The following is a 13118-nucleotide window of genomic DNA, read 5'->3' as shown; positions in this document are numbered from 1 at the left end:
TGAGTATAAACAAAAATTGTTTTAACCTTGGAAGTTTTGCAGTTACAAAGCTTAGTAAAGGAGAAAAGTTATGGATAAAGATATATTAAAATATAAATTAAAAAGAATATTGAAATATGGAAGTATATCATTTTTAGTTATATCATTTTTAGCTTCATTAATTATATTTATACAAATAAGACCTTTATTAACTGAGTCTAAAAAAATAGCATATGATAAGTTAGCTTCAATAAATAATAATACATTTACATTATTAGAAAATACAAAAATATATGATAAAGATAACAATTTACTTAAAGAAATAAAAGCTAATAACTATAAATATTGTAAAATTGATAATGTTTCTAAAAATCTTCAAAATGTATATATAGGAGTTGAAGATAGAAATTTTTTATCTCATCATGGAATAGATTACATAGCTCTAGCTAGAGCAGGAGTATCTTTAATCAAGAATAAAGGAGAGATTACTCAAGGAGGGTCAACAATAACTCAACAGGTTATAAAAAACATGTTGCTAACACAAGAACGTTCATTTAAAAGAAAGCTTATTGAATTTTTCTTGGCCCCAGAATTAGAAAAAAAATATAGTAAAGCTGACATCATGGAGTTTTATGTTAACACAAATTATTATGGAAGTGGTTGTTATGGTGTATATAGTGCATCTAAATATTATTTTGGAAAAGAACCTAAAAATTTAACTTTATCTGAAGCAGCAATATTAGCAGGATTATCAAATAATCCATCTAAATTTAATCCTGTCGAACATAAAGATGAATCTCTAAAAAAACGTAACAGATTATTGGGAAAACTTTTAGAAGAAGAAATAATAACAAAAAAAGAATATACAAAAGCTGTTAATGAGGATATTAATCTAGTTTTAGATAAAAAGTTATCTGAAGGAAAAGAAGATTATTTAGCAAGTTATGCATTATATAGTACTGTATTAAAATTAATGGAATTAGATGGATTTAAATTTAAGTATGGAATAACAAATGAAGAAGAATATGCAAAGTATAAAAAAAGCTATACTGAAGAATATACTGAAAAAAGTAACTTAGTACGTTCAGGTGGATATGTAATACACACATCTTTAGATAAAGATAAACAAAATATATTACAAGAAGCTATAGATACAACATTAAAAGATTTTTCTGAAAAAGATTCTATAACAAAAAAATATAAGCTACAAGGAGCTAGTGTATTAGTTAATAATGAAACTGGATTAGTAGAAGCAATTGTTGGTGGTAGAGGAACAGAAGATAATTTTAATAGAGGTTTCTTAGCTGTGAGACAACCTGGTTCCACAATAAAACCTCTTGTAGATTATGCCCCTGCTTTTGATTCAGGTAAGTATTATCCAAGCTTTATAATGGAAGATAGACCTTTTAAAGATGGAAAACCCAAAAATGCATATTCAGGTTACAAAGGTAACATAACATTAAGGGAAGCTCTTGCTTGTTCAAGTAACACTATAGCTTACAGACTACTTTTAACTATGAAACCAACTACAGGATTAGATTATTTAAGCAAAATGAATTTTTCTACACTTGAACCTAGCGATTCAGTTGGTTCTTTAGCATTGGGAGGAATAACACGTGGAGTAAGAGTTGTTGATATGGCAAAAGGTTATAGTACAATAGTTAATCAAGGTGTTTATAATGATGCATCTTGTCTTAATAAAATAGAATTTTCAAATGAAGGAGAATTATACAATGGAGAAATTAAAAAAAATCGAGTATTTACTGAAGACACAGCATATATGCTTATTGATATATTAAAAGATGTTTTCAATAAAGATTATGGAACTGGTAAGAAAGTAAAACCAGATAACAATATAATAGCATTTGGAAAAACAGGAACTACAAATGATAATAGAGATAGCTATTTCGTAGGAGGGACATCACAATATACTTTAGCCACATGGACAGGGTATGATACTCCACAAGAAGTCCCTAGAGCTAAAAATGGAGCTTCTTATTCAGGTCTTATTTGGAAAAAGACAATAGAGAAAGTACAAAATGGATTACCTAAAATTGATTTTAAAAAACCAAGTACTATCATTATAGACGAAAAAAATAATGAGATATTATATTCAAAAGTTGCAATGGATAAGTTAGATGCTCAGGAAGCTGAAAAAGAGAAAAAGAGATTAATATTAATAGAAAAAGAATGGAGGATACAAGATAAAGATAGACAACAAGTAGCAAATAAACTTGTTTCAGAGTATGAAAAATTATCATATTCTTCTATTAATGATTTAGATACATTTGATATGAAACACAATGAAACTGAAGCATCTATAAATATAGTTATAGATGATAAAGTTAAAAATAATTTATTAGAAAGATTAGAAGTTAAAAAAGCAATATTAGATAAAGAAAAAGAAGCATGGATTAAACTATATGAAAAACAAAAATCTCAATTATTAAATAAAAAAGAAATGGAAGCTCAAGAGTTAGAAGAAGCTAAACATAAAGGAAAAGAAAAAGCTAAACAAAAACTATTAACAGATGTTAGAAATATTATAGATGGATTGAGAGTATTAAATACAACTAGTATTAAAAAATATTATTATATAACTCAAGCAGAAGATGCATTATCAAGGATTTATGGATATGACGAGTATAATGAGCTTAACGAAAAATTAATGAAAGAAAAGGAAAGATTAAATACAACAGATTTAGATATAGAAATTCCACAACAACAAGATAATGTTATAGATGGAAATATAGACCAATAAGATTAAATATATACATCATAATAATATTTTGACTATCTAAGAAGTAAAAACCTCTAAATTAGTAGTTATAAACTAATTTAGAGGTTTTATATTATTAAGTAAATAATATGTTTAATTGTATAAATATTATATTACTATCTAAGTACTGTCATTAGACCTACAAACTCAGGACCAGAATCTTTTTTTAGATTCAAAAATAATCCAGCAAACTCATCATTTTCACTAAATCTAAATTCACATCCCAATTTTTTAAAATAGCTATATCTTTTATAGTCTAAAATCACACACCCCAAACCTTCACCAGCATGTTTTATATATCTAAAAAATATTCTATTATCAAGTTGATTTATAATATAATTACAATTTTTGTCACTACTTTCATAATTGAAATAAGATAGATATTTATTGAATCTTTCATTTTCAATTTTTGTAGATTCCAATTTGGCTCTTTTATATGCACTTATGTAACCTCTTGAAGCTATAGCTTTACTAAAAACAAATTTATTTGTTCCAATAAAGACTTTTTGTTCTATCACCATAAAACATCTTTTATCCTTGGCTATAAATATATTTTGAGCCTGGACCTTTTTATCTATTTGTACATTCATTTTAGTTTCCTCCATTCCAAATAAAAAGTATGATTATAAAAAATAGGGATAACCTCTATGAATATAAATTAATTTTATCTTTGCATGTCTTTTGAACTAAGAACTAAATGTACATTCACTACTATATTTATTATAAGATAAAAATTAAATAATAATAGAGTTTATTTATAAATTCCTCTGCTTTGTAAAAAATAAAAAGCATTCACCAAATGGAGAATGCTTTTTAGTAATGGTTAACTTAATAAAAATGCATTAGAATGTACACTCTTATGTTTTTATTATATCATATAATTTATTACATAAATAAGTTTTATTTACTTATATCAAAATACTTTAGTAGTTATATTAATAATTGAATTTATCTACCATAACTATAATATGATTACATTTTTTCAAGATAACAATTATTTTTATATATTATTAAAAATAAGCATCACAACTTAAAACCATTTTTATTCTTTGCAATGGTCCTGTTAATAGTTATTTCTTATGTATAACTACATTATTAACCAGTTGCAAATATTCTATACATATTTTCTTTAATATAATAAATTAAATAAATTTTTTTATCAGAAGTAGAGTAGTTTTTTAATATTCATCACACATTGAAGAGAGTAGTTTTTGTGATGAATCATTATAAAACAGATAATTATACTTTGAATTTTCTACTTCAATTTCTTCTTTTAGAACTTCTATGAACTTAGGATACACATAAGTTATAAAAGCTTTTTCATTTGGGGAGAATTCATATTGGGGACAAAATTCACTATAAAGTACATCCTCAAAACATATGTTTTTTATAATTTTGCTTTTTGACAGTTCATTGCAAACAACTTCTATTGAATTATCGCAACCATCAAGTTCCTTATCAAAAAAATCCCAAACCAGCATAGCATCCCTTTTTATTAAGACTTGATTTCTCCTTAATTTAAGAATAATCTTTTTGCACTTTTTTATATATTCTTTAGTATCAAAATATGTTTTATTACATAGTTTTTTAAACAAATATTCACTATCTAGATTACATAAGAACTTTTTAAAATTTTTACCAAATAAATTCCACTGATAATAGTAATCTCCAAAGGAGCTTTGACAACTAAAACTTCCACTACCATCTATTAAAAAAATTGCATAATCCCAACCATTATTGAATTCTAATGTATATTTCTCATATAAATTTTTGCTACAATTAATTTTCATATTATTTTTATGTTTAACTTCATTGAATATCATACCAATTCATCTCCTATTTTTATAATATTAAATATATATATCTAATATATTTATATATTTATATATATACTAGATAATAAATAATTATATTTATTATAAATATAAAAGGAGATAATTATATATGAGTTTAAATCTTATAATATCCATTAAACATAAATATGTAGAAGAAATTTTAAATAATAAGAAGAAGTTTGAATATAGAAAAACTATTTTTAAAGAAGATGTTGAAAAAATCTATGTTTATTCTACATCACCACATAAAAAAATAGTTGGTTATTTTAAGTATACAAAGTATTTAAAAGATAATCCTAAACATATTTGGGATAAGACAAAAGAGTTTTCAGGAATAAGCAAAGATGAATATGATAAATACTTTAATAATAGAGATATAGCATATGCAATTGAAATAAGAGAATTTATTAAATTTGATGAAGCTATAAATCCAAAAGAGTATATAGATAACTTCATAGCCCCACAATCATATAAATATATAAATAAAAATGTTTTTGACTATGACATAAATAAATAAAGTAATAGCCAATATTAAGCTTTTATGTTAGAATTATTTATATAAAACTTAGAAATCTATTATGTTTAATATCAAAAGAATTAGAGGTGAAAGAATTATAAATTTTTCACCTCTAATTCTTTTATTATGCTTTTTTATTATCTAATGCAAATAGCTCTCAGAACACACCTCTAACAATTCTATATTTTTGATGGCTATTTAACTGTGTTCAATATAAATTACTATCGTATTTTCTAAGATATCCAGTATATATCTTTTTATTTAATTCAAAAAAAATCGCCTTAAAAAATAAGACGATTCCTATGAATAAAATTAATGTAACTACTATAAATTAGTTTTCTTCATAATATTCATGTGATTTTGCATAATTTATTGTGGCAATAACTTTTGTCTCTATATTATAATGTCTAGCTACAGCTAAAACTTTTTCATAGTTTTCTTTCCCTTTTTCATTATTTATAATATATTCGTCTATAGCTTCTTGAATAAATCCAAACTCTCTATCATCTTTTATCATATCACAGATTGTTCTTGCTTCATTTGTTATCCATACATCATCTCTTAATTTTTCTGTATAATTTAAATCTAATTTTTTAACAGGATAAACAGTAAAATAATCTGTTTCTATTTCTTTATCCACATATTCAGATTGCACTATCACATAATTGTCAGGAAAATTTGTTATTCCTAAAAGACTTCCTGCATATTCTCCAAATAATAAAACGTTACTAAATGAATTTATTATCACTCCTGTAAAATCCACTGACTATTCCTCCAAACATAATTAATATCACTTTTATTTAATATAAAGTAATGAAGTGGGATTAAAAAGTTACATACCCTTTTATACATTATTGTAAACTCTGGCTTGGCTTCAATTCCTTTTAACTTTGCATATCCATGTTCTAACTCTCTTAAATTTTCTAATTGAAACATATACATTTTAGCTGAGATACTTTTATACTTATCTATATATAGTTTTACTAAATCAATGCTATTATATTCTTTAAGAAAGCTTAGAGAATATACATCAAATAAATCTTTTAAACGTCTATTTATTTGTCTACTTTCACAAGCATGTATTTTATCAACCAAAATTAGCTCTGTTGTATATCCTTTTATGGTAACTAATCCACCTAAAGAATAGCTTTCAGCATCTAAAGTAGACCATTTAAAATTTACATCTATACTGAATTTAGTAATTAATCCACTACTATTATAAACACCTATAGATACACTTTCATTTTTAGTAATTTCATTTGTTATTATTTCTTTTATTATTTTATATCTAACATTAAACAAACTATAGTTAGAGCAACTAATAATATCTCTTTTAAAATTCATCCACTTATTATAGTCTGTTCCATGTATGTCTATATCCTTTGTCAACCTTCGATTTGAATAATTGTATTTTTTAAATGCACATAATAAAGTTATACCACCTTTAAATATCACATCATTAAAGCTACTGCTATGGCTCATGCAATATATAAAATCTTCAATATACTCTAAGGTACTGTGTTCTTTATGTTGGTTATTATTGCTCCATTTATTATTAACCAATAGTATCATTCCTTTCTTTAGTAAAACATCTAATATAAATGTTTTAAAATATTATTATTTCCCAAATAGATTACATGATATTCTATTGTTTATATTCATTAATATACTTTTATTTCTTCTCTTTCTGAAATTATAACATATAAACACATTAAACTCTATTTTAAATAGATTAAACCAAGAATACTATCTTGTAGTATAATTATTATAATATACTTAGAGGAGTTGAATAACATATGGAAACTGCACTAAATAATAAAATTTATTACAATGTCGGAAAAAAATTATCTAAAAAAATAGTTAGTATACAAGAACTTAATAAATTAAGTAGAGAAGTATCAAATTATTTGATGTATGCAGCAAAAGATGAAAAAATGAGAGTTAAACTTTTTATAACTATTATGGATTTTTTAGCATTGCGTAGAATATCAATTCCAAGTGGATTTGTTGAAGGTATTATGCAGACTGATGAAAGAGAATTAACACTAAATGTCGGATTATTTATTGAAGGTTTAAGTTCTGTTAAAAGATAATACATATAAAAATAGAGCTTTTTATATAAATACTTAAAATTTTATAAAAAGCTCTATTTTTTATATGTAAAATAGAGCCTTTTATATGAATAAGATAAGTCATTATAGTTATTCTAACATTAACTATCTTTTTTTATACATTGTTCTACCAACTTATAAAATTCAGGTATTTGCATTGGTGATTGATTTTTAGTATCTAAATGGCTTATAATTTCTTTTACAAATTTATCTTCTTCTTCTAACATAATATCCATAGCTTTTTCATTTGCTTCTATTTCGTACCAAAGTTTTTTATATCCTGAATAGTCGTCTTGCATATATTCATTTTCAGTGATTATTTCATCTGTTAATTTGCCACTCTCAATTTGGTGAACATGTACAAGTTTATGTGCTAAAATCCTTTTTATAAATATAAATAACACTTTTTTATATAATTCTTTAGTTCTTGTGTTTTCATATACTCTAAATTTGTTTTTCATATAACATTCTATTGCATATGTATAAAATACAATCGTCTTGTCTTTGTGAAAAGTTGCTGCATGAGTATTGATTTTTTGGTATCTCTTAGAATCAAATTTAATTTTTTCAAGGCAGATATTTATATTAGAATCTTTTATCCCCAAATCATTTATAACATTTTCTTTAAAGTCTCCCATCCTAGTTAAATATATTATTTTATAATAAGTATAGCTATCCGACCACCCTTCATATATGTAGAATTTATGATAATATATAAATGCTTATTGGAATTATTATACAACAATATGGAAGGAGCTAAAATAATGTTTTTTGAAAGTGAAAAAAAATATCGAATAATTAGCAAAAAATGCTATTCTAATCTTATCTTAAAAGTAATAAGAAGAACTCCAATGTATTTATATTTTGAAATAATCAGTAACTTGTCTGATAATAATCTTAGTTTAAATATAAAGAGAGTAAAAATTAAAAATGACCAGATATATGGTGAGTATATAAAATTAACTAAATTTGGGGCAGATATTGAAAGTATTATTTATGCAAAAGATATAATTTAATTTGATATAAGGAGGAATGTTACTAGATAATTTATAGTAACTAAATATATTATGAATTCAGTAGTTCTAGTTGGTAGACTCACAAAAGATGTAAAAGTTACATGTTTATCAAATACAGAAGTTAATAAATTGTCTTTTACACTTGCAGTTGATAGAGATTATAAAAATAGCAATGGAGAAAAAGAAACTGATTTTATACATTGTGAGAAGATTGAAAAATCATTAGCTATAGCACCATATTTAAAAAAAGGCAGATTGATATGTGTATTTGGTTCACTTAGAATAGATAAATTTTTAGATGAACATAATCAAAAAAAGATTTATACTAAAGTTTTTATAAAGAATATACAACTACTTACTTCTAATAACTTACATCAAGAAAGTCAAAATCAACCTAATTTTTAAATACCCAAATGTATATTTTTATATTTTATGATATATAAATATATCAAAAAATATAAAAATATACTAAAAAATATAAAAATATACTTTACATATAAATAATTATATTTTATAATATAATTATAAATATTTTTTATAATATATTGATAATTAGGAGATTTTTAAGACAAATATACTAGAAAAATTAATAAGTAAGATAAAGAAAAGTAATGATACTTTAGATATTTCCTAATGAATAAAATAGATAAACATATCAAGTGAGGAGCTATAATTATGAATAGTATTATTTATTTAAATGATGATGAGTTATTGAAAGTATATAAGAAAAATACTAAATTACAACTTGAAGTTAGACAATCATATCAGGAGAGCCAAACATACATAATAAATTTTACATTAGACTATATAAGAGATTCATTATGTAGTTATTCTATAGATTTTGATGGTAATAATTATATAAAAATTAAAAACAAAAGAAAATTTATTTTTGGATTGAAATCCGCTAATTCTAAATATAGGTTTCTAGATAATGAAGGGCTTAAAATACTTAATAACATAATAACTTTATACAATAGATTGACTTATCTAGATAACAATAATATGGGTTATAAAAAAATAAGACATAAGATAAATATAATGACTAATAAATTAAAACAGATGGTTATAAAAGAATTTAATGAAATGACAAAAATAAGCGAAGATTACTTAAGTAGGTTATTCTTAGATGTATATGTAGAAAATAAACTTAGTAATAATAAATTCTATGTAGATAAAGATTATGTGCTATATGAATCCTATCTTTAGGTTATAAAATGTGTTTAAACTGCAATCATCTAAAAAGTTAATATATATAACGAAAAAAGACACTCATTTTCCCCCTCTAGAGTGCCTTTTTTCTTTTTTGAATACTGAAATACGTTTTTTTAGGTATTACTATATGTAATAAATCTATAGTAATAATGTTCACAATATATCTAATAAAGCTCTTCCTTCTTTGTCAATTTCAAAAATTTATTTTCTACTATAGGAAGAATTTCCTTAATAGAGTCTTTGTCTAGCTTATTAATTTTCAAAATTAATTCTAACGCTTCTCTTTTTTCTGATTCTGACAAACTATTAAGCTCTTCTGCTAATTCTAGTTCTAGTTCTATAAGCTCTTTCTCTTTTGAATTACTCATTTTTAGTCTCCTTCTGTATATTTATAAGTATAATTTAAGCAATTTAACTAACTTGTAATATCCTACAAGCTACTCACCTTTAGGATATTACAACAATAATAATGGTGTTAGTGATACTCAAAAATTGTTATTAATATATGTAAAAGTAGTTATAAAGTACTAATGTCAATCATTAGTACTTTTTTGTTTAATCTACTAATTAAGTAAATTATTACACTAGCAATTAAACTTGCCAAAACACTAAGTAAAAACTCATTCATACTTTCACCTCCTTCCTTTTAGGAAGTTGGTTTTTATCTTTAGTATGAACTCCACTCTTAAAAATATAGTTTTAATCTTCTTGCTTCTATAATTATATAATAAAGCTTTGGAAATTAATAACTATAGTTCATATAATAAAAGTCTATTTATTACAATTTCATATCCTATAAAACCAATAAGTAATGGTACATATTCTAACTCACATTCTACTTAAAAAAGCTTTTACTTTTCTATTTATTAAAAAAAAATCACTAAGCTAGTACACTTAGTGATTTCTTTATATCGTAAGAATGATAACATCTTTTATAACTATTATTATATCTTTTACTCTTATACTAGTCAACTATTTTTAATATTGCTTTGTAGTCTCTAAAATAGATATGTTTGGAACAATGTATTTAAAAGTCATTATAAACAATTAAAAATCACCCAAGTTGTAGTTTGGGTGATGATTCAAATTTCTTATTTAATACTCTTTTTTATTTTACTTGTCTTTTTAACTATCTTAAAAGGTTTGTTCCATTTACCAATATTAATCTCCATGAAAAATTTAGTACGAAAATAATCTATCATTCCATCACTATCATCATAGTTGTAACTTTTTAATAGATTATACAAATCATTAAAAATGCTTTTACCAACAGAATTTAGACTTTCATCAAATGATATATTGTAATTATTAACTTGAGTATAACCTTGTTCAAAACCTCTATTAAATATATTACAAGGAGCTTCCATCAAACTTACATTTATAGTTGAACATGTACCAGTTGAAGTAGCTGTAATACTAAATTTACATGTTGGATATATTTTTTTTACATATTGTCGAATAATTTTTGCTATATCTTTAACTGATAGAGAATCACTATAGTTTTCTCCCTTCCAACCATATGCAGTATAAAACTCACGTCTTGTACTATTTGCAGTCTCTGTTGTTGTAACTTTTGATATCTTTTTCCATTGTGGAAATAAATAATCATATTCATTGTTAATTTGCTTCATTATTTCTCCATCTCCACCTCTATCTGGATGATGTATTTTGGCCAATTCCTTAAATTTATTTTTTAAGTCCTTCAATGACTTTATATTATTTAAATATTTCATGTTATTGCCTCCCTAATGTATTTTTATTTTAAACGATATTTAACGCCCAATATTTCGGTAAAATATTTTGTTTGTTGCTACTTGATATATTTATAATAACATGTTTTACCGATATTTTGCAACCAATATTTCGGTAAAGTATCAGTCTTTTTAGAATTTATTGCAAGTCCAATAGTTCTAATACTTCGTTACCTAAAAACTTACATAATTTTTCAAGCTCTGGTACTGTAAAAGGAGTTTTACCTTTCTCTTTATCGCTATAAGTGGTCTGACTCATACCCATGTGAGTAGCTAATTGTTGTTGCGTATATCCATGTTCAAGCCTTAATCCTTTAAGTCCAGTTAAATCCATATTCCACCTCCTAATAATACTAGTATAAAATATATGATATCATATTTAATCTTTATATAAAAGATATTCAAGTATATTTTTTTGTTATATTTACTCAAATTTAAAGTATCATCAAATGGAATTATAAGAAAGAGGATATCTCAAAATAAAGATTTTAAGTATCCTCTTTACCTTATATAACATCTAATCAAGCCAAAATCATAACACTAAGAATATTTATTCTTAATAGTCTCAATTCCTGTAAAAAATAGTTCTATCCTTAATTATTTTTAATTTATTTAAATAAAAATTCATACTCATTTGTAATAAGTGATATTTTAATCCATATTGCTGCCATTATAATGCTTAATATTACTTTTATCCATGTTTTAGATATTTTCAATTTGTCAAAAATAACATATTCAGAAAGTATTATTAAAGAAATTGAAATTACTAAAGTTTCTTTCAAAAATGTATGATTCATTTAATTCACTCATTTCTATTTATTTTATTGATATACTTTTGATGCACAATAGTACTCTTCTATTTCTCCAGCAACCCCTATTGTAACTTTTTTTAGTCTCATTTTGAAAATCATTCCTCCTTTTGGAGAACCTACCAAAGCACTTAATATAACTGATGCTATAATCCCAATTTCATTTTTAGATGCTAAACCACGAAGTAATCTAGTTATTACACTTCCAGAAACACCTGAACCTCCTAATCTCATAGCATCTAGAGTCTCACGAGAAAGATAAATATCCCATCCACCTTTTACTTTTACTACTTTATTTACTCCTTCTTTATATCTTGCTAAACTATAAAATCCAGCTTCTTTCAATAAATTCTCTGACACTCCACCAGCCTTTAAATAATCAGCCATGTCTTTATTTGTTACAGTATATTCAGTTCCTATTGCTATATTGTCTTTTTCATTTTGAGTGTTAATATATGTAGGTTCTTGATTTACAGGTCCCATCGCATTTGCAATACTTGCAAAAGGAGTAATACACATTGTTGTTATCATTGTAGTAGCTAACACCTTATTCATTTTTTTTGTTTTCATATAAAACACCATCCTTTTTATTCTATTTAACTATATAACAAATAAGGATTTGATTTTTAGACATTTATTTATAAATTTTTCTAGAATTAATTTAAATACTAGTATTTCTGAGATGTACTTATTAATATTTTAGATTCATTCCCAGCTGTAATGATTGCAACACCTCTATATGTATGTCCTTTTGTTACAGAGTAAGAATTTGTAACAGAACAAGTTTTTCCTCCTGTTTTCTTTGAAGATGTTTTTAAATCTACCCAACACCCAGATTTTAATTCTTGTAATTTTGTTATAATAGATGTTTTATTTACACTCGATTTACCCACTACAGATGCATTTATTTTTACAGGGCCATTAGAAGCTGAGATTCTACAACTACAATTTAATATATACACTGAGATTGGTATTATACTTTTCTGACATTCTTCAATGTAGATAATATCTACTAAATTAAGTTCTTCTGCAAAGCTAATAAGATTCAATGGTATTATAATTATCGAAATATACAAAAATATTGAAATTATTTTTTTTACTTTCATCAA

17 protein-coding genes are annotated in these 13118 nt (G+C 24.2%); 6 read left to right on the top strand and 11 right to left on the bottom strand.

Annotated features, from left to right (window positions below; translation table 11 throughout):
• Nucleotides 1-70: 70 nt before the first annotated feature.
• Nucleotides 71-2740 carry a transglycosylase domain-containing protein gene (locus ACTG46_RS19925; protein WP_479924174.1) on the top strand — a complete coding sequence of 890 codons (2670 nt, stop codon included), beginning with the start codon at nt 71-73 and terminating at the stop codon, nt 2738-2740.
• A gap of 134 nt (nt 2741-2874) precedes the next feature.
• On the opposite strand, the gene ACTG46_RS19920 is transcribed toward ACTG46_RS19925, so the two are convergent.
• Both ACTG46_RS19920 and ACTG46_RS19915 read right to left on the bottom strand, forming a co-directional pair.
• Entirely contained in the window at nt 2875-3348 is a 474-nt protein-coding gene (locus ACTG46_RS19920) for a hypothetical protein (RefSeq protein WP_479924173.1), read from the bottom strand.
• Nucleotides 3349-3936: 588 nt separating this feature from the next.
• A complete protein-coding gene (locus ACTG46_RS19915; RefSeq protein WP_479924172.1) occupies nt 3937-4581 on the bottom strand; it encodes a phiTE_072 family protein in 645 nt (214 codons plus the stop codon).
• 121 nt (nt 4582-4702) lie between these two features.
• Here ACTG46_RS19915 and ACTG46_RS19910 point away from each other — a divergent pair, with 121 nt between their 5' ends.
• Nucleotides 4703-5110, top strand: coding sequence for an ASCH domain-containing protein (locus ACTG46_RS19910; protein ID WP_479924171.1), 408 nt, complete (start codon nt 4703-4705; stop codon nt 5108-5110).
• A gap of 331 nt (nt 5111-5441) precedes the next feature.
• Here ACTG46_RS19910 and ACTG46_RS19905 read toward each other — a convergent pair whose 3' ends face one another.
• Nucleotides 5442-5873, bottom strand: coding sequence for a hypothetical protein (locus ACTG46_RS19905; protein WP_479924170.1), 432 nt, complete (start codon nt 5871-5873; stop codon nt 5442-5444).
• Complete coding sequence (locus ACTG46_RS19900; protein ID WP_479924169.1) at nt 5855-6673, bottom strand: nucleotidyl transferase AbiEii/AbiGii toxin family protein; 819 nt, start codon at nt 6671-6673, stop codon at nt 5855-5857. Before ACTG46_RS19900 ends, ACTG46_RS19905 begins: the two co-directional genes overlap by 19 nt.
• Nucleotides 6674-6906: 233 nt before the next feature.
• On the opposite strand from ACTG46_RS19900, the gene ACTG46_RS19895 reads away from it, so the two are divergent.
• The gene (locus tag ACTG46_RS19895; RefSeq protein WP_479924168.1) at nt 6907-7203 is read left to right on the top strand and encodes a hypothetical protein; all 297 of its coding nucleotides are present in this window, start codon (nt 6907-6909) and stop codon (nt 7201-7203) included.
• 119 nt (nt 7204-7322) lie between these two features.
• On the opposite strand, the gene ACTG46_RS19890 is transcribed toward ACTG46_RS19895, so the two are convergent.
• A complete protein-coding gene (locus ACTG46_RS19890; RefSeq protein ID WP_479924167.1) occupies nt 7323-7859 on the bottom strand; it encodes a hypothetical protein in 537 nt (178 codons plus the stop codon).
• 126 nt (nt 7860-7985) lie between these two features.
• On the opposite strand from ACTG46_RS19890, the gene ACTG46_RS19885 reads away from it, so the two are divergent.
• The 3 genes from ACTG46_RS19885 to ACTG46_RS19875 all read left to right on the top strand — a co-directional run bounded on the left by ACTG46_RS19885 (nt 7986) and on the right by ACTG46_RS19875 (nt 9443).
• Entirely contained in the window at nt 7986-8237 is a 252-nt protein-coding gene (locus ACTG46_RS19885; RefSeq protein WP_479924166.1) for a hypothetical protein, read from the top strand.
• A gap of 51 nt (nt 8238-8288) precedes the next feature.
• Nucleotides 8289-8642 (top strand): single-stranded DNA-binding protein, encoded by a 354-nt coding sequence (locus ACTG46_RS19880; RefSeq protein ID WP_479924165.1) that lies wholly within the window; start codon nt 8289-8291, stop codon nt 8640-8642.
• 270 nt (nt 8643-8912) lie between these two features.
• Entirely contained in the window at nt 8913-9443 is a 531-nt protein-coding gene (locus ACTG46_RS19875; RefSeq protein WP_479924164.1) for a hypothetical protein, read from the top strand.
• 170 nt (nt 9444-9613) lie between these two features.
• Here the strand turns inward: ACTG46_RS19875 and ACTG46_RS19870 are convergent, their stop codons facing one another.
• From ACTG46_RS19870 to ACTG46_RS19845, 6 genes are all read right to left on the bottom strand, one after another.
• The gene (locus ACTG46_RS19870) at nt 9614-9817 is read right to left on the bottom strand and encodes a hypothetical protein (protein ID WP_479924163.1); all 204 of its coding nucleotides are present in this window, start codon (nt 9815-9817) and stop codon (nt 9614-9616) included.
• 723 nt (nt 9818-10540) lie between these two features.
• A complete protein-coding gene (locus tag ACTG46_RS19865; RefSeq protein WP_479924162.1) occupies nt 10541-11182 on the bottom strand; it encodes an LPD29 domain-containing protein in 642 nt (213 codons plus the stop codon).
• Nucleotides 11183-11339: 157 nt separating this feature from the next.
• Nucleotides 11340-11534: a helix-turn-helix domain-containing protein gene (locus ACTG46_RS19860; RefSeq protein ID WP_479924161.1), complete on the bottom strand. Its 195-nt coding sequence runs from the start codon at nt 11532-11534 to the stop codon at nt 11340-11342.
• A 274-nt stretch (nt 11535-11808) separates the two neighbouring features.
• Nucleotides 11809-11997 carry a hypothetical protein gene (locus ACTG46_RS19855; protein ID WP_021386739.1) on the bottom strand — a complete coding sequence of 63 codons (189 nt, stop codon included), beginning with the start codon at nt 11995-11997 and terminating at the stop codon, nt 11809-11811.
• A gap of 24 nt (nt 11998-12021) precedes the next feature.
• Nucleotides 12022-12579, bottom strand: coding sequence for a hypothetical protein (locus ACTG46_RS19850; RefSeq protein ID WP_407813377.1), 558 nt, complete (start codon nt 12577-12579; stop codon nt 12022-12024).
• A gap of 98 nt (nt 12580-12677) precedes the next feature.
• The gene (locus ACTG46_RS19845) at nt 12678-13115 is read right to left on the bottom strand and encodes a hypothetical protein (protein ID WP_021386741.1); all 438 of its coding nucleotides are present in this window, start codon (nt 13113-13115) and stop codon (nt 12678-12680) included.
• Nucleotides 13116-13118: the final 3 nt, after the last annotated feature.

This window comes from Clostridioides sp. LIBA-7678 (assembly GCF_056716065.1).
Note: the sequence above shows the minus strand (reverse complement) of the source record. Positions and strands in the feature narration are given on the sequence as shown.